Below are 26,096 nucleotides of genomic sequence, written 5' to 3' on the forward strand. Positions count from 1 at the left end.
GACGTCGCGTAAACTGGCCGCTGTCCAGGTAACAGGGTCGAGCAGATCGAGGGGGATGCCGTGAGGGAGCGCAGCGAGCGAACCCCGAACGCAGCACCCGCGGGCATGGCGGAGCCGAGCGCCGGCGAGGTGGAGGCATGAGCCGCACGAACGACGGCCTCCCCATGCTGCCGCCGTGGCTGTCCGAGAGCGATGTCACACAGGTCGGCTACGAGGCGCCGGTACAGAATCTTCCCCCCGACGATGTGATCGACGAGGGTCCGAGTCAGAGACGTCAAGACAAACGCGGCAAGCGGTGGCGTCGCGACAAGAGCGACCGGCGCGGCGCCGACGAGCAGCCGAACGAGCCGAGTCAGCGCGCGCCCGAATCCACCTCCCGCACCCCGGCCTCGCCCGAGGGTCCGCGCGACGACCCGTGGCGCCAGTCCGGTCTGGACGCCTACACACCGCCACGGCCGGACGACGCATGGCAGGCCGGACCGCCGCAACGCGGCGAAGCACCGGCCCAGCGACCCGAGGCGCCGGCCCAGCGACCCGAAGCGCCCCAGCAGCGCGCCGAGGCGCCGGCCCAGGCGCTGCCCACCCGCAACCCCGGCCCACCGCCGCCCGCCTTCCAACCGCTGGGCAGCCGCCCGGCCGCCGGGCCGTCCGTGCCCAACGACCCGGCCACACGCCAACCGGCGAACCGGCCCGAGCTACCGCCGCCGCCCGCCCTGCCGGACCCGCCACCGCAGTCCTCGGCGGCCGCGCCCGACGCACCGGCCCGGGCACCGCAGGCCCCCGTCGAGCGCGCGCCCGAATCCACTCCCGCGCCGCAGGCTCCCCCGCTGCGCGCCCCCGAGTCCACGCCGCCGACGCACGCCCCGATCCAGCGGGCGCCCGAGTCCAGCGGTCCGCCACCGTGGCTGGCCGGACCGCGCCCGGAACAGCCGACGCCGCAGGCACAGCCGCCGCGGCGGCCACCGCTGCCCGATCCCCCGCCGCTGCCCGATCCCCCCTCGGCGCAGGGCGACCGGTCCGCAGCACCCACCGCAGAACGGACCCCGCCGGCCCGGCCCGACACACCGCCTGCGCCGCCGCGCGGTGTCGAAGGCCCACCGCAGCCTGAGCATGCGCCTGCCCCGAACCCGCAGAGCGCCACCCAACGACCGCGCCCCGCGACGCCCTCGGTGCCGCCGGACCGCACACCGGGCGACGCGCCCAGCGCGGCAACAACTCCGGATCAAGTCGCCGGACCGCCGAACCGCGCACCGTATGCACCGCCCGGACCCGAGCAAGGCGCGACACCTGCTGCCCCGCCGGCCCAGGCCCCGAACCGTGCACCGACCGGAAGCTCGCTGCCGCCGAGCCCCGCCGAACCGGGACCGCAGGCAACCGACCCACTGCGTGCACCGCAGTCCGATCGACCGTACGGTCCGGAGCAGGACCCGAACGGCACCGCCGGACCGCAGCTTCCCGGCTGGCAGAACGGGCCATCGACCTCGGGCATCACCGAGCGCCCGGAATCCGGACAGCCGCAACGCGATTCCGGCCGACAGCCCGACTGGGTGCCGTCGTCCAACGCCGGCGCGGGCCGTCCGTCGAGTAGCGGGCGACACCGCCTGCCCACCGAGATCGAGATGCAGCAGGGCACCGTCGACGAATCCGGTCGGCAAGCTCCGCCGCAGCACGGCCCCGTGCAGCAGCCAGGACCGTACGCACCCACGGGCACCGTCGGACCGACCGGTTACACCCCGCCGAACGTCGGGCAGGCGCCGAGCAGCGAACAGCCCGGCCCGCAGGCACCGGCCGAGCCGTGGCGCAACGCCGCGGCACCGGTGTGGGCCGACGAAACCCCCACCCGGACAGCACCTCCCGCCGGCGGACCGGTCCCCGGCGGCGAACAGCCGGGGCCGCAGGCACCCGGCGAGCCGTGGCGCAACCAAGCGCCGCCGGACGAAACCCCTTCTCGGACACCACCCTTCACGGGCGGACCGGTTCCGGGCGGCGAACAACCAGGACCGCAACCCGAAGCCCCGCACCGCGCACCCGGCGGTTTCGCCGGACCGCAGGTGGGCGGGCAGGCGCCGGGCGGCGTCGCACCGGCACCGCCCATACACCCGGGGCAGTGGGGCCGTCCGCCGGTTCCGCCGGGTGGCCAGTACCAGCCGGGCGTGCAGTACCAGGCGGGTCCGCCGCCGTCGCTGGACGACGTACCGATGCGGCGCGCCAAGAAGTCGCCGGGCACCGGGTGGCGCAAGGCCGTGCATCACGTGTCGGGCGGCGCGATCAATCCCGGGCTGTCCGCGGAGGAACTGCGACTACAGGAGCTGGTCGCGCGGATCAGGCAACCCGTGCGCGGCGACTACCGGATCGCGACGCTGTCGCTGAAGGGCGGCGTCGGAAAGACCACCACGACAATGGGTATCGGGTCGATCTTCGCGTCCATCCGGGGCGATCGGGTGATCGCGGTGGACGCCAACCCCGACTTCGGCACGCTGTCCCAGCGCGTACCGCTACAGACCCGTTCGACCGTGCGTGACCTGCTGCTCGATCCGTCGATCCAGCGCTACTCGGACGTGCGCAGGCACACCTCGCAGGCCACCAGCCGACTGGAAGTGCTTGCCAGCGAACGCGATCCGGCGGCGTCGGAGGCGTTCAGCGAGGAGGAGTACCGGGCGGTCGCGCGAATTCTGCAGCGCTTCTACAACATCATCCTGACCGACTGCGGCACCGGGCTGATGCACTCGGCCATGTCGGGCGTGCTGGATCTGGCCCATTCGCTGGTGCTCATCTCCTCCCCCGCCATCGACGGGGCCCGCAGTGCGGCAGCGACTTTGGACTGGTTGTCGCTGCACGGACACGATCACCTGGTCCGCAACGCGGTGGTGGTGATCAACTCGCCGCGGGCCGGGTCGCCGAATGTCGGCATCCAGCAACTGCGGGAGTACTTCCTGTCCCGCTGCCGCGCCGTGCACATCATCCCGTTCGATCCGCACATGTCCGAGGGCGCCGAGATCGATCTGCACCGCCTGCACAAGCACACCAAGCGGGCCTACGTCGAACTCGCGGCGACCATCGCCGACGATTTCGCCACCGACCACCGGCGTTACCAGCCCTGAGAAACACCCCCGTGTCACACCGTCACGTGACGCGGGGGTGCACGGGTGTGGAGCCCTGGAAATCGGTTGCGGGAGTTACCACTCCGGGAGGCGACGCCTGCCCGCGCTGATGTCGCGGACGAGATCGTCGTAGGCATCGGCGAGTTCGGCCAGGTGATGCCAAGCGCCGTGCAATCTTTCGTCGTGGGCGTCGAGGGTCATCAACGCGTGATGCGCTCGCACCGAGGATTCGGCGAGCCGGTCGATGACCGCACCCACCGTCTCGGTGTGCAGGGTCGCGCCGAGCCGGTGCTGCGGCACGCTGCGCGCGACCCAGTCATCGATGGCCATGACCAATTCGACTCTGCGGCGCTCGATTTCGAGGACCACCAGCGGATCGGTGTCCACCGAACCGCCACGGCCGACCAGGCGCCGCTCGTGCAGCACCGCGAGATCGCGAGCGAACCAGAGCAGCGGGCCACCGACCACGCGGTGTCCACGACACGCGCGAACCAGTAGATCGGAGGTGGGAAGCAGCCCAGGAGCGTGGGACTGCACCACCGAATCGGTACACCGCAGTGTGCCGGGAAGAGCCATTACGACTGTTGTATCCGAACCTGCCACGTTGCCTCGCCGTCATCGCCGCACAACACCGGATCAGGACGTTCATTACAATAAACCTCTGAAGGCACCTGTCAAGCGTTACCGGGCCGTAGGAAGTCACGAAGAGTACACTTCGTTACCTGCACGACCAACCGAGGAGCAAGATGGCGGACGGTCCGACGTATCACCGGATCGCAGACCTCCTCCGCGAGGAGATCCGCGCAGGCAAGTGGAAACCGGGTGATCGGTTGCCCAGCCACACCGAGCTGGCCGAGCACATGCAGGTCTCGCTGACGACCGCTCGCAACGCGATTCAGGTTCTGGTCACCGAAAATCTGGTCTATACAGCTACTTCCCGCGGCACCATCGTGCGAAACCAGGAAGTTCTGGAATCGGTTGTCACCGACCATATTCGCCAGGACCGGCCGAAGTCGCCGCACGACATCTTCGAGGAGATCGCGCGCGCCGCCCACCGGGTGCCGTCGAAGGAATTCGCCGCGAAGATGGAGCCGGCCGGGCCCGCGGTCGCGTTATGGCTCGGCGTGCCGGAGGACTCCTGGGTGCTGGCCCGGACGGTCGTCCAGTATCTCGACAACGAGCCGTGGTCCTGGGAGGTCACCTTCTATCCCCGAGACCTGGCCGAGGCCACCGGAATCGACTCACCGCACGACATCCCGGAGGGCACCACCCGGCGGCTGGCCGATCGCGGTCACGCGGAGACCGCGCACCGGGACACGGTGACCGCCCGCCCCGCCTCCGCCGAAGAGGCCATCGTGCTCGGCGTGGCGGCGGGCACCATTCTGCTGGACCATCTGCGGATCGGCGCCAACCACGAGCGGGTCACCAGGGCGACCCGCCATCGCTCCATCGCCGCGAGCAACCGGCTCGCCTATCAGCTCGGCGACGCCGAGGGGCTGAGCGTGATCGGACGAACGCTCGGAGTGCCCTACGGGCCGGGTATCCCGTCGGCATGAGTGTAATCGTGCTCCGCCAGGCGACAATTGGCGATCTGGGCGTTATCTGCCGGCTGCGGCTGCAACGCACCGCGTGGCTGACCGCGCGCGGCTCCGATCAGTGGACGGTCGCGGGCCGTGGACTACCCATCGAGATCTTCGCGCGCGGCGTCGGACGCTCGCTGGACGCGGGCGAGACCTGGATCGCGGAGGTCTCGGGCGAACCCGCGGGCACCATCACCGTCAACCGGCACGCCGACCCGGGGCTCTGGTCGCCGTGGGAACTATCCGACGCGGTCGTCGTCCATTACATGATCGTCGACCTGCGTTTCGCCGGACAACGGATCGGCCACCATCTGCTCGCGCACGCGGGACTGCTTGCGCGCCAACAGGAACGCGAGTGGGTCCGGCTCGATGCGTGGACCACCAACACCGAGCTGCACGACTACTACCGCAGGGAGGGCTTCCAATTGGCGCGCATCGCGGGCCCGATCGCGACCGGCCCGTCCCGCGCGTTGTTCGAACGCCGGGCCGACAGTTGGGATCTCGGCGCCCCGGTGACTGTGCCGGCCGCGCGCAGCCTGGGGACCGCACCGAATCTCGGTGCGGTCCAACCGAACAACTGACCTACGTCGTCGGCGGCATGAACGCGATCTGCACCATTTCCTGGCCGCGGCTGCGCGAAGCCAAGGTGCCCCGGCCAGGGGGCAGCTTGCTCGGGCGAATCTCACCGATGATCTTGCCCTCGTCCCGCGAGCCGCTCATGATCAGCGTGTCCACCGACAGGTTCTTCAGGCCACCGATGATCGGGTCGTAGAGCGCGCGCGAGACACCGCCCATGCGCCGGGTGACCACGAAGTGCATACCGATGTCGCGGGCCTGCGGCAGGTATTCGATCAGCGGCGCAAAGGGATTGATGCCGCCAGTCGCCACCATGTCGTAGTCGTCGACCACGATGTAGATCTCCGGACCCTCCCACCAGCTGCGGTCGCGCAGCTCCTGCGGGGTGATGTCGGAGCCGGGGATCCGCTTCGACAGGAACTCGGCGACCTCCTGGATCATCGGTCCGCAGGTCTGTGACGAGGTGGAGTACCCGGCCAAATGTTCGCCCTCGACCACGCCGAGCATGGTCCGGCGGTAGTCGATCATGATGATCTTCGCCTGGTCCGGCGTCGAGTTCTCCACCACGCCGGTCACGATGTTGCGCAGCAGCGTGGTCTTGCCGCACTCGACGTCGGCGAAGGCCATGAAGTGCGGATCGGTGCCGAAATCCAGGACCAGCGGCTGCAATTCGGATTCGCCGATGCCGACGACCACTCTGGTCGGGCTGAGCTCGATGCCCTGTTCCCTGGTGGCCTCGAGCAGCCCCTCGCGGCCGAATTGCAGGGGCAGCATCCGCACCTCGGGCGCCTGCCTGCCCGCGTGCAGCTCGGCCAATTCCTGCTTGGCCCTGGTGACGCCGTCGGCCAGCGTGTCCGGGTTCGAATCGGAATCCAACCGCGGCAAGGCGACCAGCATGTGCAGCTGATCGGGGGTGAGACCACGGCCGGGCCGGCCGACCGGTACCTGGAAGGCGGTGCGCCGGCCCATCTCCGAGTCCGTCGGGTCGCCGAGGCGCAACTCCAGCCGGGTGCCGATCTGGTCCTTGACCACCGGCCGGATCTCCGGCCAGCGGGACGCGCCGATGATCACGTGGATGCCGTACGACAGGCCCTGCGCCGCAATGGCATTGATCTGCGGCTCGAGCACGTCGAACTCTTCGCGGATCACGGCCCAGCCGTCGATCACCAGAAACACGTCGCCGAATCGGTCGTCGGCCAACGGATTTCCGGCCGAGGCCGCGCCGTCGGGCACGTGTGCCGCCGCGGCGAACTTGCGCCGCCGGAACTCGGCCATCGACTCGATGCCGAGCTCGGCGAAGCGTTCCTCGCGCTGACGCATCAGCGAGGTGAGTTCGGCGATGGTGCGCCGCACCCGGTCTCCGTCCAGACGACCGGCCACCGAACCGACATGCGGCAGGCCGACCAGGCCCGCCATGCTGCCGCCACCGAAGTCCAGGCAGTAGAACTGCACGTGCTGCGGGGTGTGCGTCGCGGCGGCGGCCATGATGATGGTGCGCAGCGTGGTCGACTTGCCCGACTGCGGGCCGCCGACGACGGCCACATTGCCTTGCGCGCCGGCCAGGCTGATGGTCAGCACGTCACGCCGCTGCTCGTACGGCTTGTCGATCACGCCGATCGGCATCCACAGCTGGCCGTGCCGGTTGACCGGCGACCGCCAGTCCGGGTCGGGCAGCAGCATGTCCACCGTCGGCGATTCGTCCAGCGGCGGCAGCCACACCTCGTGCGCCGGGCGGCCGTGGCCGGTCAGGCGCTTGACCACGGTGTCGAGCAGCGAGTCCGGGATGCCCTCCTCCGTGCCGGGCGCGCCGAGCGCCGACGGTGGCGGCGGGAGTTCGAGCAGCGGGTTCATCGGTGACGGCGGCAGATCCAGCGCGGAGTCGGACTCGACCGGCTCCGGCACCTCCACCGGCCCCGCGGTGAACAGCGCGAGCCGCTGGCCGCCGACCGGGGCGCCGTCCTCGCCGGTCACCGTGCCGACCGGCGCGACATACGGGCCGGAGACGTAACTCGCGTTGAACCGCAACGGATCCGAGGCGTCGCTCTTCAGGTAGCCGGCGCCGGGCACGCTCGGCAGGTGGTAGGCGTCGGTGATACCGAGGACCGCGCGAGATTCGTTGGCGGAGAAGGTGCGCAGGCCGATCCGGTAGGACAGGTGCGACTCCAGGCCGCGCAGCTTGTTCTCCTCCAGTCGCTGCGAGGCGAGCAGCAGGTGCACGTGCAGCGAGCGGCCGAGCCGGCCGATCATGACGAACAGCTCGGCGAAATCCGGCTTCTGCGAGAGCAGTTCGGAGAACTCGTCGACCACGACGAACAGCGCGGGTAGCGGGTCCAGCGGAACGCCGGCGGCCCTGGCCTTCTCGTAGTCGGTGACGTTGGCGTAGTTGCCCGCCGAGCGCAGCAGTTCCTGGCGGCGGTTCATCTCGCCGGCGAGCGCGTCTTTCATGCGGTCGACCAGGGACAGTTCCTCTTCGAGGTTGGTGATCACCGCGGCGACGTGCGGCAGTGAGTCCAGGCCGAGGAAGGTCGCGCCACCCTTGAAGTCGACGAGCACCAGGTTCAGCGCGTCCGGCGAGTGCGTGGTGACCAGCGAAAGCACCAGGGTACGAAGGAATTCCGACTTGCCCGAGCCGGTCGCTCCGATGCACAGGCCGTGCGGGCCCATGCCGTTCTCGGCCGACTCCTTGATATCGATCTCGACCGGAGTGCCATCGGGGGTGATGCCGATCGGCACGCGCAGCCGTTCCCGCGCGGTGCGCGGCCGCCAGACCCTGGCCGGGTCGATCTGCGCCGCGTCCGGGATCTTCAGCAGCGCCATCAGTCCCGGGTCGGCCGTCGATCCCTCGCCGAGGCTGACGATCTGGGCGGCGGTGGCCAGCCGGTAGCGCGACAGCGCCCGCGAAAAGGCCTCGGCCTCTGCGGTAGTCACCTGGTCGGCGGTGGCGAACTTCTCCACGCCCACCGCGCTGCGGGCGGACACGTCGCCGTCGGCCGCGACCAGTTGCAGGCCGCGCCGGGCCGCGAGGCCGCCCTCCGGCGCGGTGAGGTCGAGCACGGTCATCGAGTCCAGGCCGGACTCGCTGATCAGCCGTTCGTTGCCGTTGACGTAGCCGTCGTCGATGATGACCACCAGGTGCAGCCGCCCCTGCGTGGGTTGTGGATTGCGCATGAAGCGGCCGCGCTCCATCAGCTCGGCCGACAGCGCGGTCTCCAGCTCGCCGAGCGAGGTGTACATCATCCTGGCCGAGCCCATGCCGTCGCGCGCCGTCGGATGTTGCAGGTGCGGAAGCCATTTCGCCCACGCCCACGGCCCGTCCGGGTCCGCGCAGACGATGGCGACCGCGAGATGGTCGGGACCGTGGAAGGTGACCAGCTCCATCAGCATCGAACTGGCCAGCATGCGCGCGTCCTGGGGCGGACCGCTGATGTTGATCGCCGGGAACGCGCGCAGCGACACGGCGGTCGGCAGGCTGTGCACCACCGAATGGGTGCGCACGAACCGGCGCAGCGCGACCGTGGAGACCGGCTCCAGATCCTCCAGCGGACCGGTTTCCGGCCTGGCCAGCTTGGTGGCCAGCCGATGGCTGCCCATGCCGACCCGGACATGGCCGAAGTCAGGATCGTTGGGCCTGCGCTCCCACATCCGGCGGGTGCCGATCAGCGACGGCAGATCCGCCGGGTCCGGGTGACTCCAGACCAGCGTCTCCAGCTGCTTGGTGCCGGTGCGGCGCACGTCCTTGCGGACCTGATCCAGGTAGCGGAAGTAGTCCTTGCGTTCCTCGTTGAGCTCGACCGCGCGCTTGCCCGTGCCGCCGCGGAAGCCGGCCATCATGCCGACCATCGACATGAGCATCATCATCGGGAACATCATGGACAGCGGGTTGGCCAGCAGGTTGCGCCCCATCATGGCCATCATCGCGATCATGCCGACCACCGCGACCACCATGACGACGGGCATCAGCTTCATCATCAGCGGGGCGGGCAACGGGCGGGGAATCTCCGGCGGCGGGGTCAGCGCCACCTCACCACCGGGTGCCCGTGGCGGCGCTATCCGCGGGCGTCGTACGAAACCTTCGGTAGCCATGGATTCCTTCGATCGATCGAGCTCTCTGCGTTCGGCGCGGAGCCGGGGTTACGGGTCGTATTCGGCGTCGATCTCCCGACGTCTGCGGCGGTACGGAATCGCTACCGCCACACCGATTGCCAGTGCGGTCAAACAGGTCAGCGAGCCGATCACCGCGATCCGGCGCGGCCGTGGATCCGGTCCGGGCGGGATCACCGGCGCGGCGATCGGCCGATCGACATCGGCGCCCTCGCTCACGGACTTCTCCGGCAGCTGCGCGGTCAGCGCGGCGAGCGGGTCGATCAGGCCCGCGCCGATCGCGTCGTCGTGACCGGTGCCCGGCGCCTGCGCGGTCCGGATGATGCGGTCCATCACCTGGCGCGCATCGAGATTCGGGAAGCGCGACCGCACCAGGGCCGCCAAGCCCGCGACGTAGGGGGCCGCGAAACTGGTGCCGTCCACCGGGCGGATGCCCTCGTCGGTCTGCACGCCGTTCACCAGCCCGACGCCGTCGCGCTTGCTGTCCAGCGACACGATATTGCGGCCGATCGCGGCCACCGCGACCCACGGACCGTGCAACGACAGGTCCGACGGCTTGCCGTCCGCGTCCACCGAGCCGACGGCGAGCACGTACGGCGAGAACCACGCGGGGCTGGCCACGGTGTTGACCGAGCCCCAGCCGGAGCGGTCGTTCTGTTTCTGGCAGGGACCGTTGTTCTCGACGTTGCCCGCGGCGGCCACCACGACGACATTGCGGTCGTAGGCGTACTTCACCGCGGCGCCGAGCGAGGAGTCGGCGGTGTCGGATCCGGCCGGGCTGCAGGCGACTTCGGAGATGTTGATGACGGTCGCGCCGAGATCGACCGCGCGCACCACGGCCGCGGCCAGGGTGAGCACGCTGCCGTAGCCGTCGGCGCGGATGCTGCCGGGCGGGCGCTCGCCGCCGCGGTCCTTCTTCTCGTAGGCCAGGCTCAGCTGGCGGATGCTGAGGATCTCCGCGTCCGGCGCGACCCCGGTGAACGCGTCGGCCGGACTCGGCTGCGCCGCGATGATTCCGGCGACCAGGGTGCCGTGGCCGTCGCAGTCCACGGTGCCGTCGGTGTCGGAGACGTAGTCGCCGCCCGGTTGCAGCGCGGCCAGCCGCGGATGCCGCTGCACCCCGGTGTCGATCACCGCGACCTTCTGGCCTGCGCCGCGGCTGAACTGCCAGGCCGCGGGCAGCTCGAGCACCCGCTGCGAGATCGGCGGCTCGTTCGGCGGCGACCCGGTGAGCTGGGGTTCGGCGCACTGGTCGGCCTGCTGGGTCGGTTCCAGCGGCGCGGGGCGCCCGCTCAACGCCTGGGCGATGCCGAGCGCACCCGGATCGATGGCGGGCGGCGAGATCGCCGAGGCGGGCGGGGCGGGCACGCCCACCAGGCCCACCACCGCGACGGCGCCGGCCATCCGCAGCAGACTGCGACGGAAGGCGCTAGGTCCCATCTCTGCCCGCGCTCATATGTTCCGGGCCAGCGAGTAGACGTTCATGATCCACAGCACCAGCGGGATCAGCGAGATGATCAACAGGTATTCGAAGATCTCGATCATGCGCCGCGTCACCGGGGTGACCTCGATGTGCGGTCCGATCACGCCGAAGCCGATCGTGCCCGCGGCGAAGGCGATCAGCAGGCCGACCGACAGCATTTCCAGATCCGCGTCCCCGATCGCCGCGCCGACGACCAGCGAGACGAAGACCAGGCAGCCGCCGGCGATCAGCGTCGCGGCCTGGGTGAGGTCGGCGAAGGACCGGCCGCGCAGGCACAGGATGATCCCGGTGACCACGGCCAGCACGATGCCCTGCCAGCGGTCCGAGCCCAACGGGTCGGCCGCGCCGAACGCCCCGATCACCGCGCTCAGCGTGCACGCGATGATCAGGCCGGACTGGTACTGGTTGGCCGCGCGGGCCCGTTCGCCGAGGCCGGACGCGGACGGCAGGGCGGTGGCGCCGATCGCACCGATGCCCTCGATGGTCGGGCGCTGTTCGTGGTCGGCCGGGTCGATCGCGGCGCCCGCGGTCGGCACCGGCGGGATCGGCAGCCGGGCCAGCCCGGCCGCCAGGCGCGGCACCAGCGACAGCATCGCGATGCCGACCACCACCAGCCCGCCGCCCACCTTCGGCAGGCCGGGATGCCAGACCAGATACACCGCGGCGGTGATGCCCCCGACGACGCTGAGCGCGCCCGCGGCGGAGAACAGCGTGGCCCCGGTGCCGATCACCCGATAGCCGAGCACGGCGGCCACCAGCGTCACCGAACAACCGAGCAGCAGGTGCGCGCTGCCGAGGGCGCCGGGCACGAACAGCGCGGCGCCGCCGAACAACAGCAACAGGCCGTCCAGCGACAACCAGGTGGCGGTGACCTGGTCGAGGTATTTGCGGGCCGCGAAGCCTGCGGCGACGAACGCGCCGATGCCGACGGCCGACAACACGAACGCGGGCGCGAGCGGATCGCCGTGCCCACGCGAGATGACCAGCAGCGCGAGCGCGCTGAGCACGGTCAGCACGCCGGCGACCAGGCCCATCCAGCGCGCGGAGGCACCGGTCCAGCTGCGGAATTCCTCGGCGGTGAGCCGGGAGACCGCGTCGATCACGTCGTCGAAGAGCGCGGGCGATTCCTTCGCCGTGACCGAACGCAGCACCAGCAGTTCGCCGTCGTGCACGTCGGCGTCGTTGAGCGTGCGGCTCGGCGCGAACGCCTCCTGGCCGACCCGGGCCAACGTCCAATGCTGGGCCTGCAGCGGCACCGAGTCGTCCTCGGCGTCGAGCTGGTCGGGATTGCGGGATTCGATCAACGCCACCAGGTCGCCGATGAAGCCGGCGATCGGCACGGTGGCAGGCAGCCCGACATCGAGCTGAGTGTTCCCGCCGATGACGGAAACCCGACTCAACTCCGGTTCAGCGGCGCGTGTGCCACTAGTAGGTGACTCGATCAACGACCCCGGACCCCCGGCCTCTCCACTGACGATTGTTCACGCTTCGACCGCACTGGGTGGAACGTCTTCTGAGTGAACGACTTCGACACCCGTATGACTCTCACCTAGACAACACTTGCGTTGCAACCTCTGGGCAGCTGAACCTAATGTAACGGACAGACCAGGCACTGCGCGATCGGTAGTCTGGGGGGCATAAAGAACTCATCCGCTACTACGAACGAAGACTTCGGGGTCCGACAGCCATGACCGGCAATCGCCAAGCACAACGAGCCTTCGACGCCGGAATTCTGTCGCTGGGATTGTCCATCGAGGGCCAGGAATCCGCGCGCGACCTCGAGTACGCGAAGCTCGCCTTCCAGCGCGCCACCGAGTGGGATCCGACGATGTGCGACGCCTGGCTCGGCCGCGCCGCCGCCGGCGAGCTCACCAAGGACGTCTTGTTCAACATGCACAAGACCAGCGCGAGCACGCTCTACCGGGAACAGCGCAGGCTCGGCCTGCAACCACGCGATCTGGCCGGCCGCTTTCTGCCCGGCCTCTACATCGATTACCCGCTCGCCAGCTACACCGAGATCTGGCTCGCCTGGGCCGCACAGCTCATCGCGGACAAGGAGTACGACGAGGCCGAGCGGGTGCTCGACGAACTCGACGCGCACCGCAGGTCCCAGCTGAGCGACCCGGATCGCGAGATCGACAACCGCATCTGCGCCTACGTCCGCGGCGTCCTGCACTACAACACCCAGCGCTGGCCCGACGTCATGACGGTGCTGGCCGGTTCGGCGGAATGGGACGACCCGTTCCTCGCGGCCGGCGCGAACGTCATGGTCGGCACCGCGTGCGCGCAGCTCGGGCTGTTCGGTGAGGCGATCCGCCGGATGGAACAGGCCGAGGCGGGCCCGATCCCGGCCGCCCGGTCGACCGCCATGTTCTGCCGCGGCCTGTGCTTGCGCGAATCCGGCAACGAAGAGGTGGCGCAGGGGCTGTTCGAGAAGGTCTACTCGCAGGCGCCGGATTTCGAGGCGAACACCGCCGCGATGCGCGACCGCACCTATCGGATCAGCATCACCTCGCGGGAAACGATCGACGCCCGCAAGGACAAGTGGGATCCGGCCTCCGCGCCCTCGATGAAGGCGATGGAGCAGGCCGAAACCGAGGACCGGGCCAAGAAGATCCTGGCCGACGCCCGCGCCGAACTGGACTCGCAGATCGGTCTGGCCTCGGTGAAGACCCAGGTGGCCAAGCTGCAGTCGAGCGCGCAGATGGCGAAGATCCGCGCGGAGAAGGGCCTGGCCGCCGGGGCGCGCGGTCAGCACCTCGCGTTCACCGGTCCGCCCGGCACGGGTAAAACCACCATCGCCCGGGTGGTCGCCAAGATCTACTGCGGCGTCGGCATCCTCAAGACCGACAAGGTGGTCGAGGCCAAGCGCGTCGACTTCGTCGCCCAGCATCTCGGCGGCACCGCGGTGAAGTCGGAGGCGCTGATCGACAGCGCGATGGACGGCGTGCTGTTCATCGACGAGGCGTACACGCTGATCCAGACCGGTTTGCAGGGCGGCGACTCGTTCGGCCGGGAGGCCATCGACACGCTGCTGGCGCGAATGGAGAACGACCGCGATCGGCTCGTGGTGATCATCGCCGGGTACGACGGCGAGATCGACCGCCTGCTTGCGGCCAACGACGGTCTGGCGTCCCGCTTTTCCAAGCGGGTGCAGTTTCCGTCCTACACACCCTCCGAGCTCGGCGAGATCGGCAAGGTCATCGCGCACAAGCGGGACTCGGAGCTGTCCGACGAAGCGCTCGAGCTGCTCGTCCAGGCCTGCACCCAGCTCTACGAACTGCAGAGCACCGACCAGAGCGGGCAGCCGCGCCGCGGCGTCGACCTGGCTGGCAACGGCCGATTCATCCGCAACGTCATCGAGGCCGCGGAGGAGGAGCGCGAGTTCCGGCTGGCCAACGACGAGAGCCTGGATCTGGCCAATATCGACGAGTCGATGCTGATGCGGATCGAGGCGCCCGACATGCACACCGCGCTGTCCGGCATCCTCGCGTCGCTGAACGTCCCCTTCAGCCTCTGACCGACGCGGCCTGCACCGGCTGCCGGTGCAGGCCCGCCCGGGTCAGTGCTGCGGTTCCAGCGGCAACTGATCGCGCGCGGTGAGCGCTTCCTTCGCCGACAGCGTCGCACCCGGAACCATCTGGCCGATGATCGCCCACGGCGCCAGCCTCGGGGTGTCCCCCAGACCGAGCACGCCCGCCGTCGCCATGTCCGGAATGCCATAGCGCACACCGTTATCCGCGACGTAGAACAGGCTGCCCCGGCGCGGGCTACCCGGCCCCATGCCGGTCACCTGAACGAACTCGCCGGTGCCCGGCGGGACGTACACGGCGTCCACCCGGTCACCGGTGCCGTCGGCGGTGGCCAGCGCGACCGTCTTCGCCGATTCCGCGATCGGCACGCGCACGCCGGCCAGCAGGGTCACCGAGGCGCGCTCGGCGGGGCCGTCGCCGGCGTCGACCTTGCGATTGGCCGGTGCCGTACCCGGCGTCTTGGACCAGGCCACACAGGTGACCGGGGCGTCCTCGGCATTCAGGATCTTCGGGGTCTCGACCGGAAAGTCGTTGACCGGCAACGCATCATGCACCACCCGCACCCGATCCAGCACGTCCGGCGGCATGGTCGGGATCTCGCTCATTCCGTGCGAATCGGCGAACCGGATCACCTGCGCGGTGAACGGGCTCACCGGCTGCAGCGCGTCGGCGAGCACCGCGTACAGCTCGGGCTTGCCGTCGCCGACGTCGCGGATGGAGATGACACCGCCGACCGGGATCTTCGTCAGCGGGCCCGGACCGGGCTGGCCGGCCTGCGGGATCTGCGGCGCGACGAGCGGCGGGACTTCCGTTGTCGCGCCGAGCATTCCGGTACCGATCGGCCGCGGCCGGTGCGTGGTCAGTTGGAGCGCGCGCTGCAGTACCGAGTTACCCGGATCGACCTCGGCCCGCTTGCCGTCGTAGACCAGGTAGGTCTTGTCGCTGCGCTTCACCAGCAGCGCCTCGTCCTTGCCGACCGTGCGGGTGCGTTCGCCGAGGACCGGGCGTCCCGCGACGATTGTCGTGGTGCCGCCGGTGGCCGAGGCCGCGCTGCCGCCCTGCGACAGCGCGATCGTCTCGCACAGCGCCCACTCCGAGCGGGACCCCTGCCCCGACCCCGGCAGCGCGCTCGGCGCACCGGGAATGCCGACCATCGGCCCGCGCGGCATGCTGTTGAGCTTGCTGTCCTTCACCGCGTTCGGTTCGGCGTTGCTGCCGGTGATCAACCGCGCGGAGGCCAGGTTCAACACCGGGTGCAGCGTCTTGTTGCCGTCCTCGGACTGCACGACGACGTAGAGCGCACCGCTCTGCTTGCCCGAGACGATCAGCGAGTCGCCGATCGCGCCCTGCGGGCGCAGGAAGCTCAGGATGGCCGCGCCGGCGATGATCAGGATGCCGAGCACCAGGCCGACCATCAGCGAACGCACCTGGGACCGCATGGGATCGTGCAGCATCCGCACGTCACGTCGCACCAGTGCGTGATCGAGTCGGCGCAACAGGAATCGGTACCCGTTGACCTGGGCTCGGGTGGTCAGCTGTGCCGGCACAAGGTCTCCATCGAACTGTCGAGAACCATCTTCATCGACACGGTACCGTAATTCCAGGACGGCCCTGAACCGATGAATTCATGGTCTTTCGGCGGTGGCCGTACGGGTGGCAGACAGGGACAACGCGGTGACGACAACGATGAACGAGACCAGGCCCGACGGGGAGACCGAACCGGAGAGCGGCGACGCGCAGGCGCAGGCCGCCGACCGGGCCTCGGCCTACGACACCCTGCGGGACCCCGAGTTCTGGCTGTTCCGGATCTATCCGCTGCGGGTGATCGTGCCGGTGGCGGTGCTGGCCGCCACGCTGGCCTGGATCGTGCTCGCGACAACGCATTCCCTGTGGGGCGCGATCGGCGGCGGCGTCGGTTTCGCGGTGATCTTCCTGCTGCCGATTCGCGGCCGCACCCCGGCCGCCCGGATCGGCGGCGCGCTGGCCCGGCGGCGCAGCGGACTGCGGCCCGCCGACCAGCTGGCCCAGGCGCCCGCCTTCGACGTGCCGTTCAGCGAGGGCGGCGGTTACGGGGTGCGCTGGGACGGCGAACTGCTGCTCACCATGCTGCGCATCGATCCGCCGCCGGACACGCTGACGCTGCTGCGCCGCGGTTCGCTGAGCACCGACCAGTTGCTTCCGCTCACCGAAATCGCCCGCTGCCTCGACCAATTCGACCTGACGCTGGCCAGCGTCGACCTGGTGAGCACCGGCGCGCGTACCGCGGGCACCGGCATGATCTCGCACCTCTACGACAGCATCCTCGGCCCGCTGCCCGCCATCGCGCACCGCACCCTCTGGCTGGTGCTGCGGCTGGACCCGCTGGCCAACGCCGAGGCGGTGGACAAGCGCGGTGGCGGCGGCACCGGCGCCCTGCGCACCGCGATGATCGCCACCCGGCGGGTGGCGAACCGGCTCGCCGCGCACGACATCGCCACCTCGGTGCTGACCGCCGCCGAAATGAACACCGCGGTCCGCGAACTCACCCATGGCTTCGAGGTCGATCAGCTCGCCGAATCGCCGCGGTCGCTGGAGTATCAGGGCCGATACCTCACGCACTATCAGATCGGCGCGGAGCTGATCGGCCCGCGCGGGCTGGCCGACATCTGGACGGTGCAGAGCCTGTCCACCACGGTGACGCTGCGGCTGCGCCCGGGCGCGCACCGGCACGACACGCGGGCCGACCACGCGGGCACCGTCGTGCTCAACGCCGTGGTCCGGTTCGACACCACCTTCGAGCCGGAGGAACCGCCGCTGCCCGGGCTGCGCGAGCTACCGGGCAATCAGCTGCGAATCCTGTTGGATACCTTGCCGATCGGCGCCGCCGGGCGCTGGGGCGCGGACACCGGATACCGCGGCACCCTCACCGCGCTCACCGATATCGCGGTGCCGACGGCGGGCTGCGGCCAGTTGATCGGCGCCGACGAGATCGGCCAGGGCATCGCGGTGCCGCTGGTCGGCGAGGGCACCAGGCACCTGGAGGTGATCGGCAACCTGGACCTGGCCCAGCAGGTGATCCTGCGCGCCACCGCGCTCGGCGCGCATGCCATCGTGCACACCGCCCGGCCCGACGCGTGGCACACCATGGTGACCAATCTCGATGCCCCGCATGTGCTTTCGATCGCGCCGCGATCCGCGGGAGCGAGTTACCACGCGCCTGCGGCACCACCATTGCCCGCCGCTCCGTACCCGAGCACCACGGTCGTCGTGTTCGACGGGATCGCCCCGACCACGCATGCGGGCGGCGCCACCATCGTGCATGTGCGCACGCCGGATCAGCCGCCGAGCGCGATCGACGCCGACGTTACGCTGACCCAGGACCCGGACGCGCCGAACCGGATCACCGTGCGCACCGCGACGGCCAGCGCGACCGTGTTCATGGTGACCACGCCGGACGAGATGCACTACATCGGCGAATCGCTCGCCGCGCGCTGATCTGCGGCATCCGCTGGTCGCGCGTTATCCGGCCCCGAAAACCGAAACGGCCGAACGGAACTGGATGTTCCGGTCGGCCGTCAGGTGGCGGACATGTCAGAAAGCGGCGAAACCGTCGCCGACCTTGCCATCGGCCTCGAGCGCGCGGTTCAGCGCGTTCTCCACCTGGGCACCCAGGGCGTCCAGCTTCTGCAGCGTGTCCTCGAGGCCCTGGGTGAGGTTCTTGTGCGCGCCGTCGAAGCCCTGCGACGCGTTCTCACCGGTCAGGTTGTCGTGGAACGCCTTGGCGGCGTCATTGAGCGAGTCGATCTCGCCCTTCATCTTGCCGCCGTGCGTCTGCAGGTCGCTGTAGAGCTCGTTCATGGCAGCGGGATCGTAAAGAATGGTCATTCGTCAATTCCTTCGAACGATGGGTTCCGGATACAGAGCGGAGCAGGCGCCGATCAGGCCTGGTCCATGGCCTGCAGGGTCGACTTGCCGTTGTTGACGGCTTCGGTGAACTGGTCGAGGCGCTTGTTCAGGTCTTCGGCCTCGTCGTGCCAGTCGCCTGCCACCTGAACGAACTTGTCGGACGCGTCGCCCTTCCAGCCCTTCAGCACATCCTGCGCGGCCTGGTCGATTTCCTTGACCGAGGTGCGCAGGTTGTTGATGGCGGTCTCGAGATCGCCGACGACCTTCTGGACGCCGCCGGCCTCGACACCAACAGCCTTGCTCGAACCACCGAGTGAGGTGAGGGACATTTGTTTGACCTTTCGTCATTTGTGAAGATCGTTCTCAGACAAACGATCTCGTCGAACTACAAGACAACCGAAGTTGCCACCCAGGAACTACTGCGGCAGCCACCTCCCCCCGGGCAGTCCCTCGATCAACGTGGCGACTGCTTGCGCAACCCGGTGGTCGGTACCCGGCGTGACCGTGGACCAGATCTGCTGATCCGGGGAGACCGTCGGCGCGGCGACGATCCGCCCGCGGGCGGTGTCGTACACGGCGACGGCACCCGGCGCCCGTGTGGTCACGCCATCCTCATGGGCGCACGCCACGATCTCGGCGTATGCGTGCGTCGCACCGAAAGCGAGCCCCAATTTCGTGGCGTCGCGTTCGGTGGCACCCAGGGCATAGAGAGCGTCGGTGAGCTCGCTCGGCGTGGCGGCGGCGTTCAACCGCTCGGCCAGCTCCGCGGCGGGGACGCTGAAATGGGGGATCTCGGCGGGCGGGCACGGATCCATCGCGGCGAGCAGCGGGCGCACCAGGTCGGTCGCCGATCCGTCGGTCGACAGCTGCCGCACCTCGAAGGTGTCGCCGGTGCGGACCGCCAGCGCGTGCGCGTGTCCGCGCCGCACCACGCAGACCCGCCGGGTGCCGTGCTCGGTGAAGATGCGGGCGGCCAGTTCCTGTTCCGGCAGCGCCAGCGTGAACAACGTCTCGGCCAGGTCGGGAGCCACCTCGCCGTCGGCATCGATCAGGCCGTCACCGATCAGTCCGGCCACGGCGTCTTCCTGTGCCCGCTGCCATTCCTCGAACGAATCCTGTTGCGGCCCTACCGAAAGCGCGAGCGGCAGGGTCTGCACCCCGGCCCGGTCGGCGACGGCGAGCAGCGCGTCGTTGGTCAGTGTGGTCACGGCGCACCGCCGGTTTCGGTCCGAGTCTCGATGGGCGCCTTGGTCACCGACTCGGTGCCGCCGAGAACGGCCGGGGCGGCTTGGATTTCGCCTTCAAGCCCGATCTGGTCGGCCTCGCCGGCCAGGCTGGCGCGCGGGAACCGGGCCGAATCCTGGCCGCCGCTGCCCGCGCCGCCCATCGCCCCCGGGGCCACCGGCGCGGACTGACCGGTCGCGCTCGTCGCGCTGACCTGAGTCGACTTTGTCGCGGGCTCGGTGGTGGTCGTGGATTGCGAGTACACCGGCGCGCGGTAGGCGGACAGCGCGCGCGGCGGCAACGTCGGCATCGCGATGGGACCCATCGGCATCCTGCCGAAGCCCGGCATGGCCTTGGGCGCCGCGGCCGCGGCGGCGGTGGCCGCCTGTTCCGCGGCCAGCGCCTGTTCCGGCGCGATTTTCGGCGGCTCCTGATGCTGCCACGGCGTGGCCAGCGGTTCGGCGGCCGTCTCGTAGCTCCGCATCACCCGCGACGCAACGGCTTTCGCCACATCGGCGTCCGCGTCGTTGTCCGCCGCGATGGCCCGGATGGGGGCGCCGAGCATCGCGCCCATGCTTTCCAGGGCGGCCTGCACCTGCTGGATCTGCTGGATGTCCGCGGTGTTCGGCATGGTCAACTTGGCCACCTCGTACGCGGCCACCTGCGCCTGCAGGCGGGTCGCGTTCGCGGTGGCGGTGGCGGCCGCGTCGACCAGCCAATCCCGCAGCGTGGTCACCTTTTCCATGACCTCGCCGCTGCGACCGGACTGCCACGCGGTGCGCAGCGAAGCAAGGACCCGCTCGTATTCGAGCACCGCCGCACCGAAAACCGTGGCGAGTCGCGCCCATTCGGCGGCCGCCTCGGCCATCGGCACAGAGCCCGGCCCCGTGGTGAGGTCTCGCGCGAGCCGCTCCGGCGGCCGAGCTTCCCACACCACGCCGGTGAACCCTGGCTTCGGTGGTTCGATCATTGCTGCGCTGTGCCTTTCCAAGACAGGCCTTTCCACGGACCGTGCCTCAGGCGGACCGGCCGCCTGCCGCGTCGAAGTCCGCGACGCTGTCGCTTTCCATCTGGCTGAACTCGTTGGTGTGCAACCGCAACGTGGCCGCCAGCTTGCGCATCTCGGTCACGCTGGCCTGTGCGCTGGCCAGGTACGAGGACGCGACCTCGTTCCCGGTCTGCGCGGCCCGGGCGGAGACCTCGTCCGCGCCCGCCGGCTGAATCGTCAATGCCTGCTCCGCGGCCTGGAGATCGGCCGCCAGCCGGTCGGCGAGCACATCGAGTCCGCTCGATGCCTCTCCGGCCGCGGCGGCGTCGAACTGGAAGCTCGCGAACGCGCCATCACTACTCATGAGACCCTCCTCAAAGTCAGAGCGTGAGTTCTTTATCCGGCGGGGGTTCCGACGTGGTATCGGTCGCGCCGACCACCGGCAACGAGACCCCCTCGATCCGGCCGACCACTTCGTCGCCGTGCTGGCCGGTCACCATCTGGCCGCGCAGCGAGTCGGTGCTGGACGCGCCGTCCCTGGCCAGCCCGGCCGCACCCGCGGCGCCGGACATCGGCATGCCCATGCCGCCCGCGCCGGTACCGGCGGTCGACATCGCCGCTGTCGTAGCGGGACTGGACCCGGCACCGCTCAGCCCGGTGAGCGAGCCCATCGAGCCGCTGGCGACGCGGGTGCCCTGCCACGGGTTCAGCGGAGCGTTGGTCGCGGCCACGCCGGGGCCGGGGCCGAAGGCGCCCGGTCCGGAGCCGATACCACCCGCCGCGGCGGCGTCCGCCGCAGCCTTGGCCTTCTCCTCGTCGGAAAGGCCTTCGCCCGTATGAGTTTTCGGGTCGACGACCGGCTTCGGCGCGCTGAGCGCCGAACTCGCCTGGGCGAGCTGGCCGAGCGACTGCGCCGCCGTGGTCGCGGTGCTGATCAGCGGCGTCACCATACTCATCAGCTGACTGAGCTGATCGGCGCCGCCCGCACCCGCGACGCCCTTGGGCGCGTTGGTGATCGGCACCTTGGTCCCGGTCGTGGTCATGGAGGCGCTGTGGCCGAGCAGTTCGCCCTTGGTCTTGACCGTGATGCCGAGCGCCTCGGCCATCGCCTCGACCGCCGAGGCGGCCAGAAACACCTGTCCCGCAGGGGTTGCCGCGTACAGCGGCGCCAAGGCGAGGGTGGTGGAGAACTTCGCCACCACCGCGGACATCAGACCGGCGCCGGTGAAGACGCTGCCCGCCGCGTTGGTGAGCACCAACTTCTCCTGAGTGCTCTGCGCCTCCAGCTTGCCCGCGTCCGACGCGGCCTCGCCGGCCTTCTTCGACGCTTCCATCGCCGCCATGCCCTGCCAGACCGACATCGCCGTCTGGATCGCCGAGGTACCGATCTGCATCACCGTCTGCATGACGGTCGAGATACCGGTGAGCAGTTGAGTCGGATCGGGCGGCGGTGCGGGAGCCGCCGCGTTCTGGGTGCCGTCGGCATTGGCCGGGGCGGGCGCGGGAGCGGGTGGCGCGCCCAGCTTTCCGCTGCCGAACGCGGACGCCAGGTCGGTCAGCGGCCGCATCAGCGCGGTGAGATCCAGCGGCGGCAGCGGCGGCATCTCCGGCATCTGGATGAACGAGGGCATCTCGGGCATGTTCGGCAGACCCATGCTGTGCAGGATGTCGTTCACCGGTTGATCGAGCATCGGAGCCAACGCACTGCCCCGCAACAGATCCAGCACAGTTGGATCCAACGGCTCCGCCCCCGGCGGTGGGATTGCCCCGGGGATGGTCATGACTTCGAGTTGACCGATCCGATGGCCGCGCTGGACGCGCCGTCGGTGACCTCATAGGTGCTTGCGGCCTCGTGCGCGGTCAGGGCGGTGCCCGCGTGCACCGCGGCCAGCTCGGCCACCGAGCTCAGATGATTCGCCTGCGCGAACGCGAACGAGGCGAGGAACTCCTGGCCGATCAGACCGAACACCGGAACGACCGTGCCGATGGTCGCCGCCTGGTCGACCGCCCCCGCGGCCGCGACGCCCGCGGCCATCGCGGCCGACGCGGAACCGTATGCCCGAACCGCATCCGGAACGACTTCAATGTGATTCATGACTGACATCCAATCCCGAAACACCATGGTGTCTCGTCAAACCTTACCTACCGGACCATGTGCGGCGCTGATCGCGACATAATTTCTAGATCACCGACCCGCGTTTTCCTCGTTGTATGCGGTGACCAGATCCGCGCGTTCGGCGAAGGCCCGATAGGCCGCCGTGCGTGCGGTATCGATCAGTGTCTTCTCGAAGTCGGCCGGCGAGAGCTTGGCTATCGCGCCGCTGAGACTGAGTCCGACCAGCGCGCCGTTGCCGTCCACCGAAGCCGTGACCGCCCCGTCCTCGGAGGTCTCGGTCACCAGGATCCCGGTGGTCGCGTCGTTGAGATCGCGCAGCCGGTACATCTGTTGCTGCACCCGCGCGATCAATTCGTCCATCGTGTCGACCATGACTACCTCCCGAATTCTCGTCCTGGTCAGACTGATCGAAGCCAGCTCTGCGGCTCGGTCTCGTACTCCTGCTCCTCGATGATCTCTTGTCTGGCGACTTCCTGCTCGGTGGGCAGTCCCGTCATCGCCAACATCTCCGAGGTGAAACCGGCCTCGCGCAGCTGCGTCCGGCGGGCCAGTCCGGCCCGGTTCGCCGACTGCTTGCACAGCCGCAGGATCTCGGCGGCCAGTGCCGCCGGATCACGCCGCAATTGATCCTGCTCGAGCTTGATGCCCAACGGCAGGCCCTGCTCGGTGGTGCGCACGGCGATCGACCCGGTCAGCGAGGTCGCGACGAATTCCGTCGGAAACTCCTGTCCCGCATCGTCGTTGGATTCCGTCATAGCCGCCCGCTCTCCGAACATAGGATCAATAACAGCGTCTCACGCATGTCAACTCCTTAACAACTCCTTATGCGCGATCATCTTTGATTGCCCGGACCACTTCGGCGATCTGCGTGTTGATCAACGCACCCAGTCGTTTGGTGTCCGCGGCAACCACCGTTGTCGGATGTCCGGGCAAGACCACATATCGACCGTCGTCGACCAGATCACGCCATCCGATATCGACGCTAGTGATTCCGCGCGGCCCGAAACGGGAATAACCCTGCTGCACAACAATGGTGCCGTCCAAGTCCGACGTCGCCCGATTGAATGCCTGGGTGCGAGTGTCGACACCGTCGTCGAAATCCTGAATCTTCGAACGCCCATAGGAGTAGTCGAGTTCGTCGTCGGCGCGCGGTTCGACCAAAACGAAATCGGACTGCTTGCCCGCGTCGACTTTCGGCAACGCGGCGGCCACGGTGTCGCCGAGCGAGAGCACCTCGTGTTCGGTGAGCGTGAAACCCCCGGCGTGCCAATATGTTCGCCCAGGTTTCTGGACGATCAGATAGGCGTAGTCACCCTTGCGCGCGGCGAGCATTCGGACGATCTTCTTCGGGTTTCGCACATCCTGACCGTCCAGACCGCGGACAGTCAGCCGGATGTCCGGAACCGCGATGGCGGCCAGCACGTCGTCCACCTCGCGCCCCCAACGCGAGCGCACCTCACCCCACGCCGTCCGCATCGCTTCGCGAGCGTCGTCGTAGTACTTGGTCGAACTGGTGTAGACGAACGGTTCAGGGACGAGGTCCGACTGCGTCGCGTCCCACGCCGCGGCGAATTCGAGGTCGGTGAAATCCCAGGTACGGTTCATTGCTCCACAACAGGTTTGACCACGACCGGTGCGTCACCGATCGCATCTTCCAGATGCTCGACGGAATCGAGATAATCGGCGCGCTTGTGCTCCTTCTGCTGGCCGGCGGCCCCAGGCCCGGGGCCGGGGCCCATGCCCATTCCAGCGCTCGAGGCGAGACCCGCGCGGGCGCCGGTCGCGGCGGCGTTCGTGGTGGCCTCGGCGCGCGGGAACAACTTGGACGCCTTGTCCAGGTTCTGGCCCACACCAGGGGTTTTCGGTGCACCACCAGGCCCGGGGCCGCCCGCGCCCTTGCTCGCGGCCGTGCCCATCGCCTTCTTCGCCTGCTCTTCCAGGTCCTTCAGGCTCGGGATGCCAGGCAGACCGGCCAGGCCTGCCTGCTGCGCGGCCTGCTGGGCCGCAGAGGCGAGTTGCTGGCCCATCTGCTGAGCAGCTTGGGAGAGCTGCTGCCCGATCTGCGATGCCATCTGCGCGGCCTGCTGGCTTGCCTGCTGGGCGGCCTGCTGAGCGGCTTGTTGCTGAGCCTGCTTCTGCTGCTGCAGGGCGCGCTGCTCCTGGTCCGCGCGCGCCTTCGCCATCTGGTCTTCCATGGCTTTGCGCTGCTTTTCGGCCTGCTCCTGCAGCTGCCTCTGCTGCTCCTGCTGCTGTTGCAGCTGCTTCTGGGATCCGGGTCCGGGCGGTCCGGGCGGACCGGGAGGTCCAGGAGGCCCGGGCGGACCCGGCGTCTGCTGCTGCACCGGCGGAATGGGGTCGGGCAGCAACGCGATTTTCTGGTCGGAGTGTTCGACGCCGGGTACATACGCACCGTTCATCGCCCGGATGTAGCCCTGACGACGGACTTCTTCGGCGCGGGTCTTATATGCCTCCGGCTTCTCCGAAGGTTGCGCCGGAACCTCGGTCGCGCTGGCCTGGGACAGACCGACGTAGGTGGTGTACAGCCACTCCGAAACGTATTCCAGGTTGTCGCCGATCAGACCCATATTCGTCATCAGCGAATCGGCGCTGTCGCCATAGGCGCTCATCGCCTTGCGCGCTTTGTCCGCGGCGCCTTCGCCGCTGCCGGTGTTCGGACTGGTCCATTTCGACGACGACGAGGTCATCTTGTTCGACAGGATGGTGAATGTGGATTTCAGTTCGCCGGCCAGATAACGCCAATCGGAGGCCGCCTGCGCGGCTTCGATGGGCTTACCCGCCATGGACGTGATGATCTTCTGGTACTGGTCGTAGGTGAAGCTGCCCGGATCGTCGGCGCGCGTTCCGCGCCCGGCGAACTGCCCGTCTTTCCCATTCGCCAGGCTCGGCGGCAGACCGAAATTCTCCTCCGGCTTGCGATGTCCGGCTTCATTCCAATCGGGTTGCGGCGTCTTCTTCTGGCCGCTCGGCGTGAGCCGGTCGTTCTGCTCGTTCAAGCCTGCCGGGCCTGGGCGTGGTCCGAGCGTGTCGTGCAATTTCGGATCCTTGTGCTGCTTGATCCATTGCTCGAGCTTGTTGAAATCGGCTTTGCCGCCGTCGTCGGCGCCCTTGTACGCCTTGGCCGCCGCGAGGAAAGTGTCGTTGAGGTCGTCCAAAATCTGGATATGGTCGTCCAGAATCTTGCCGAGCGTGGTGCCGCGTTCGGAAAAGCGATTGGCCAGCGTTTCCGCCGAGGTCAATATCGGGTCGGCGAACGGCTTGATCTTGTCGATGCGGTAAATCTCGGCACGCACCGTGGACACCCGGACCCGGGCGCCGTTCGCGGCGTTGACCAAATCTTCGAGGGCACCCGGCTGCAACTCCAGCACGCCGTTCTTCGCCATCGTGGCGAAACCGGCCCAAGGGGAAGGTGGTTTGTCACCGGCCACAGGTCACGCTCCTGACTGACTCGATATGTCGAAGCGGGCCGTACCGCAGCGCGGAACTCCTCG

General features: G+C 69.1%; 21 protein-coding genes. 5 read left to right on the top strand and 16 right to left on the bottom strand.

Annotated elements, in window-relative coordinates; translation table 11 throughout:
• Positions 1 to 137 precede the first annotated feature (137 nt).
• The gene (locus ACFQ9K_RS34900; RefSeq protein ID WP_378713273.1) at positions 138 to 3,101 is read left to right on the top strand and encodes an AAA family ATPase; all 2,964 of its coding nucleotides are present in this window, start codon (positions 138 to 140) and stop codon (positions 3,099 to 3,101) included.
• 75 nt (positions 3,102 to 3,176) lie between these two features.
• Here the strand turns inward: ACFQ9K_RS34900 and ACFQ9K_RS34905 are convergent, their stop codons facing one another.
• On the bottom strand, positions 3,177 to 3,569 hold the full coding sequence (locus tag ACFQ9K_RS34905) for a DUF4254 domain-containing protein (RefSeq protein WP_378713274.1): 393 nt from the start codon (positions 3,567 to 3,569) through the stop codon (positions 3,177 to 3,179).
• A gap of 278 nt (positions 3,570 to 3,847) precedes the next feature.
• Between ACFQ9K_RS34905 and ACFQ9K_RS34910 the strand changes: the two genes are divergently transcribed.
• The gene (locus ACFQ9K_RS34910; protein WP_378713276.1) at positions 3,848 to 4,657 is read left to right on the top strand and encodes a GntR family transcriptional regulator; all 810 of its coding nucleotides are present in this window, start codon (positions 3,848 to 3,850) and stop codon (positions 4,655 to 4,657) included.
• A complete protein-coding gene (locus ACFQ9K_RS34915; RefSeq protein ID WP_378713278.1) occupies positions 4,654 to 5,262 on the top strand; it encodes a GNAT family N-acetyltransferase in 609 nt (202 codons plus the stop codon). Before ACFQ9K_RS34910 ends, ACFQ9K_RS34915 begins: the two co-directional genes overlap by 4 nt.
• Position 5,263: 1 nt before the next feature.
• On the opposite strand, the gene eccCa is transcribed toward ACFQ9K_RS34915, so the two are convergent.
• The 3 genes from eccCa to eccD are packed head-to-tail and all read right to left on the bottom strand — an operon-like array spanning position 5,264 to position 12,241.
• Positions 5,264 to 9,340 carry a type VII secretion protein EccCa gene (gene eccCa, locus ACFQ9K_RS34920; RefSeq protein WP_378713280.1) on the bottom strand — a complete coding sequence of 1,359 codons (4,077 nt, stop codon included), beginning with the start codon at positions 9,338 to 9,340 and terminating at the stop codon, positions 5,264 to 5,266.
• A 48-nt stretch (positions 9,341 to 9,388) separates the two neighbouring features.
• Entirely contained in the window at positions 9,389 to 10,762 is a 1,374-nt protein-coding gene (gene mycP / locus ACFQ9K_RS34925; protein WP_378713281.1) for a type VII secretion-associated serine protease mycosin, read from the bottom strand.
• 48 nt (positions 10,763 to 10,810) lie between these two features.
• The gene (eccD, locus tag ACFQ9K_RS34930) at positions 10,811 to 12,241 is read right to left on the bottom strand and encodes a type VII secretion integral membrane protein EccD (protein WP_378713283.1); all 1,431 of its coding nucleotides are present in this window, start codon (positions 12,239 to 12,241) and stop codon (positions 10,811 to 10,813) included.
• Between the two features lie 287 nt (positions 12,242 to 12,528).
• Between eccD and eccA the strand changes: the two genes are divergently transcribed.
• A complete protein-coding gene (eccA, locus tag ACFQ9K_RS34935) occupies positions 12,529 to 14,361 on the top strand; it encodes a type VII secretion AAA-ATPase EccA (RefSeq protein WP_378713285.1) in 1,833 nt (610 codons plus the stop codon).
• Between the two features lie 42 nt (positions 14,362 to 14,403).
• Here the strand turns inward: eccA and eccB are convergent, their stop codons facing one another.
• Positions 14,404 to 15,921 (bottom strand): type VII secretion protein EccB, encoded by a 1,518-nt coding sequence (gene eccB, locus ACFQ9K_RS34940; protein ID WP_378713287.1) that lies wholly within the window; start codon positions 15,919 to 15,921, stop codon positions 14,404 to 14,406.
• Between the two features lie 127 nt (positions 15,922 to 16,048).
• On the opposite strand from eccB, the gene eccE reads away from it, so the two are divergent.
• Complete coding sequence (gene eccE / locus ACFQ9K_RS34945) at positions 16,049 to 17,848, top strand: type VII secretion protein EccE (RefSeq protein ID WP_378713289.1); 1,800 nt, start codon at positions 16,049 to 16,051, stop codon at positions 17,846 to 17,848.
• Between the two features lie 96 nt (positions 17,849 to 17,944).
• Here the strand turns inward: eccE and ACFQ9K_RS34950 are convergent, their stop codons facing one another.
• The 11 genes from ACFQ9K_RS34950 to ACFQ9K_RS35000 all read right to left on the bottom strand — a co-directional run bounded on the left by ACFQ9K_RS34950 (position 17,945) and on the right by ACFQ9K_RS35000 (position 26,033).
• Positions 17,945 to 18,238 (bottom strand): WXG100 family type VII secretion target, encoded by a 294-nt coding sequence (locus tag ACFQ9K_RS34950; RefSeq protein ID WP_378713290.1) that lies wholly within the window; start codon positions 18,236 to 18,238, stop codon positions 17,945 to 17,947.
• A 53-nt stretch (positions 18,239 to 18,291) separates the two neighbouring features.
• Entirely contained in the window at positions 18,292 to 18,588 is a 297-nt protein-coding gene (locus ACFQ9K_RS34955) for a WXG100 family type VII secretion target (RefSeq protein WP_150404153.1), read from the bottom strand.
• 87 nt (positions 18,589 to 18,675) lie between these two features.
• Positions 18,676 to 19,467 (bottom strand): ESX secretion-associated protein EspG, encoded by a 792-nt coding sequence (locus ACFQ9K_RS34960; protein ID WP_378713291.1) that lies wholly within the window; start codon positions 19,465 to 19,467, stop codon positions 18,676 to 18,678.
• Positions 19,464 to 20,453 (bottom strand): PPE domain-containing protein, encoded by a 990-nt coding sequence (locus ACFQ9K_RS34965; RefSeq protein ID WP_378713293.1) that lies wholly within the window; start codon positions 20,451 to 20,453, stop codon positions 19,464 to 19,466. Before ACFQ9K_RS34965 ends, ACFQ9K_RS34960 begins: the two co-directional genes overlap by 4 nt.
• 46 nt (positions 20,454 to 20,499) lie before the next feature.
• Positions 20,500 to 20,835, bottom strand: a complete 336-nt coding sequence (locus tag ACFQ9K_RS34970) for a PE domain-containing protein (protein WP_378713295.1) — start codon at positions 20,833 to 20,835, stop codon at positions 20,500 to 20,502.
• A gap of 16 nt (positions 20,836 to 20,851) precedes the next feature.
• Positions 20,852 to 22,252: a hypothetical protein gene (locus tag ACFQ9K_RS34975; RefSeq protein ID WP_378713297.1), complete on the bottom strand. Its 1,401-nt coding sequence runs from the start codon at positions 22,250 to 22,252 to the stop codon at positions 20,852 to 20,854.
• Positions 22,249 to 22,566, bottom strand: coding sequence for a type VII secretion target (locus tag ACFQ9K_RS34980; protein WP_378713299.1), 318 nt, complete (start codon positions 22,564 to 22,566; stop codon positions 22,249 to 22,251). The genes ACFQ9K_RS34975 and ACFQ9K_RS34980 overlap by 4 nt, the downstream gene beginning before the upstream one ends.
• A gap of 90 nt (positions 22,567 to 22,656) precedes the next feature.
• Complete coding sequence (locus tag ACFQ9K_RS34985) at positions 22,657 to 22,959, bottom strand: YbaB/EbfC family nucleoid-associated protein (protein ID WP_378713301.1); 303 nt, start codon at positions 22,957 to 22,959, stop codon at positions 22,657 to 22,659.
• Positions 22,960 to 22,985: 26 nt separating this feature from the next.
• On the bottom strand, positions 22,986 to 23,342 hold the full coding sequence (locus ACFQ9K_RS34990; protein ID WP_378713303.1) for a hypothetical protein: 357 nt from the start codon (positions 23,340 to 23,342) through the stop codon (positions 22,986 to 22,988).
• Positions 23,343 to 23,409: 67 nt separating this feature from the next.
• A complete protein-coding gene (locus ACFQ9K_RS34995) occupies positions 23,410 to 24,192 on the bottom strand; it encodes an ESX secretion-associated protein EspG (RefSeq protein WP_378713305.1) in 783 nt (260 codons plus the stop codon).
• Positions 24,189 to 26,033: a hypothetical protein gene (locus tag ACFQ9K_RS35000; RefSeq protein WP_378713306.1), complete on the bottom strand. Its 1,845-nt coding sequence runs from the start codon at positions 26,031 to 26,033 to the stop codon at positions 24,189 to 24,191. The genes ACFQ9K_RS34995 and ACFQ9K_RS35000 overlap by 4 nt, the downstream gene beginning before the upstream one ends.
• Positions 26,034 to 26,096: the final 63 nt, after the last annotated feature.

This window comes from Nocardia sp. NPDC056564 (assembly GCF_042793755.1).
In the GTDB taxonomy this organism is placed as follows: Bacteria; Actinomycetota; Actinomycetes; order Mycobacteriales; family Mycobacteriaceae; genus Nocardia.

What these genes read in the sequence shown, in the direction of transcription:
- ACFQ9K_RS34995 (WP_378713305.1), bottom strand. Translation starts at nt 24,192, where the DNA reads ATGAACCGTACCTGGGATTTCACCGACCTCGAATTCGCCGCGGCGTGG.
- ACFQ9K_RS34910 (WP_378713276.1), top strand. Translation starts at nt 3,848, where the DNA reads ATGGCGGACGGTCCGACGTATCACCGGATCGCAGACCTCCTCCGCGAG.
- ACFQ9K_RS34900 (WP_378713273.1), top strand. Translation starts at nt 138, where the DNA reads ATGAGCCGCACGAACGACGGCCTCCCCATGCTGCCGCCGTGGCTGTCC.
- ACFQ9K_RS34955 (WP_150404153.1), bottom strand. Translation starts at nt 18,588, where the DNA reads ATGTCCCTCACCTCACTCGGTGGTTCGAGCAAGGCTGTTGGTGTCGAG.
- eccA (WP_378713285.1), top strand. Translation starts at nt 12,529, where the DNA reads ATGACCGGCAATCGCCAAGCACAACGAGCCTTCGACGCCGGAATTCTG.
- mycP (WP_378713281.1), bottom strand. Translation starts at nt 10,762, where the DNA reads ATGGCCGGCGCCGTCGCGGTGGTGGGCCTGGTGGGCGTGCCCGCCCCG.
- ACFQ9K_RS34970 (WP_378713295.1), bottom strand. Translation starts at nt 20,835, where the DNA reads ATGAGTAGTGATGGCGCGTTCGCGAGCTTCCAGTTCGACGCCGCCGCG.
- eccCa (WP_378713280.1), bottom strand. Translation starts at nt 9,340, where the DNA reads ATGGCTACCGAAGGTTTCGTACGACGCCCGCGGATAGCGCCGCCACGG.
- ACFQ9K_RS34915 (WP_378713278.1), top strand. Translation starts at nt 4,654, where the DNA reads ATGAGTGTAATCGTGCTCCGCCAGGCGACAATTGGCGATCTGGGCGTT.
- ACFQ9K_RS34975 (WP_378713297.1), bottom strand. Translation starts at nt 22,252, where the DNA reads ATGACCATCCCCGGGGCAATCCCACCGCCGGGGGCGGAGCCGTTGGAT.
- ACFQ9K_RS34985 (WP_378713301.1), bottom strand. Translation starts at nt 22,959, where the DNA reads ATGGTCGACACGATGGACGAATTGATCGCGCGGGTGCAGCAACAGATG.
- ACFQ9K_RS34990 (WP_378713303.1), bottom strand. Translation starts at nt 23,342, where the DNA reads ATGACGGAATCCAACGACGATGCGGGACAGGAGTTTCCGACGGAATTC.
- ACFQ9K_RS34980 (WP_378713299.1), bottom strand. Translation starts at nt 22,566, where the DNA reads ATGAATCACATTGAAGTCGTTCCGGATGCGGTTCGGGCATACGGTTCC.
- ACFQ9K_RS34965 (WP_378713293.1), bottom strand. Translation starts at nt 20,453, where the DNA reads ATGATCGAACCACCGAAGCCAGGGTTCACCGGCGTGGTGTGGGAAGCT.
- ACFQ9K_RS34950 (WP_378713290.1), bottom strand. Translation starts at nt 18,238, where the DNA reads ATGACCATTCTTTACGATCCCGCTGCCATGAACGAGCTCTACAGCGAC.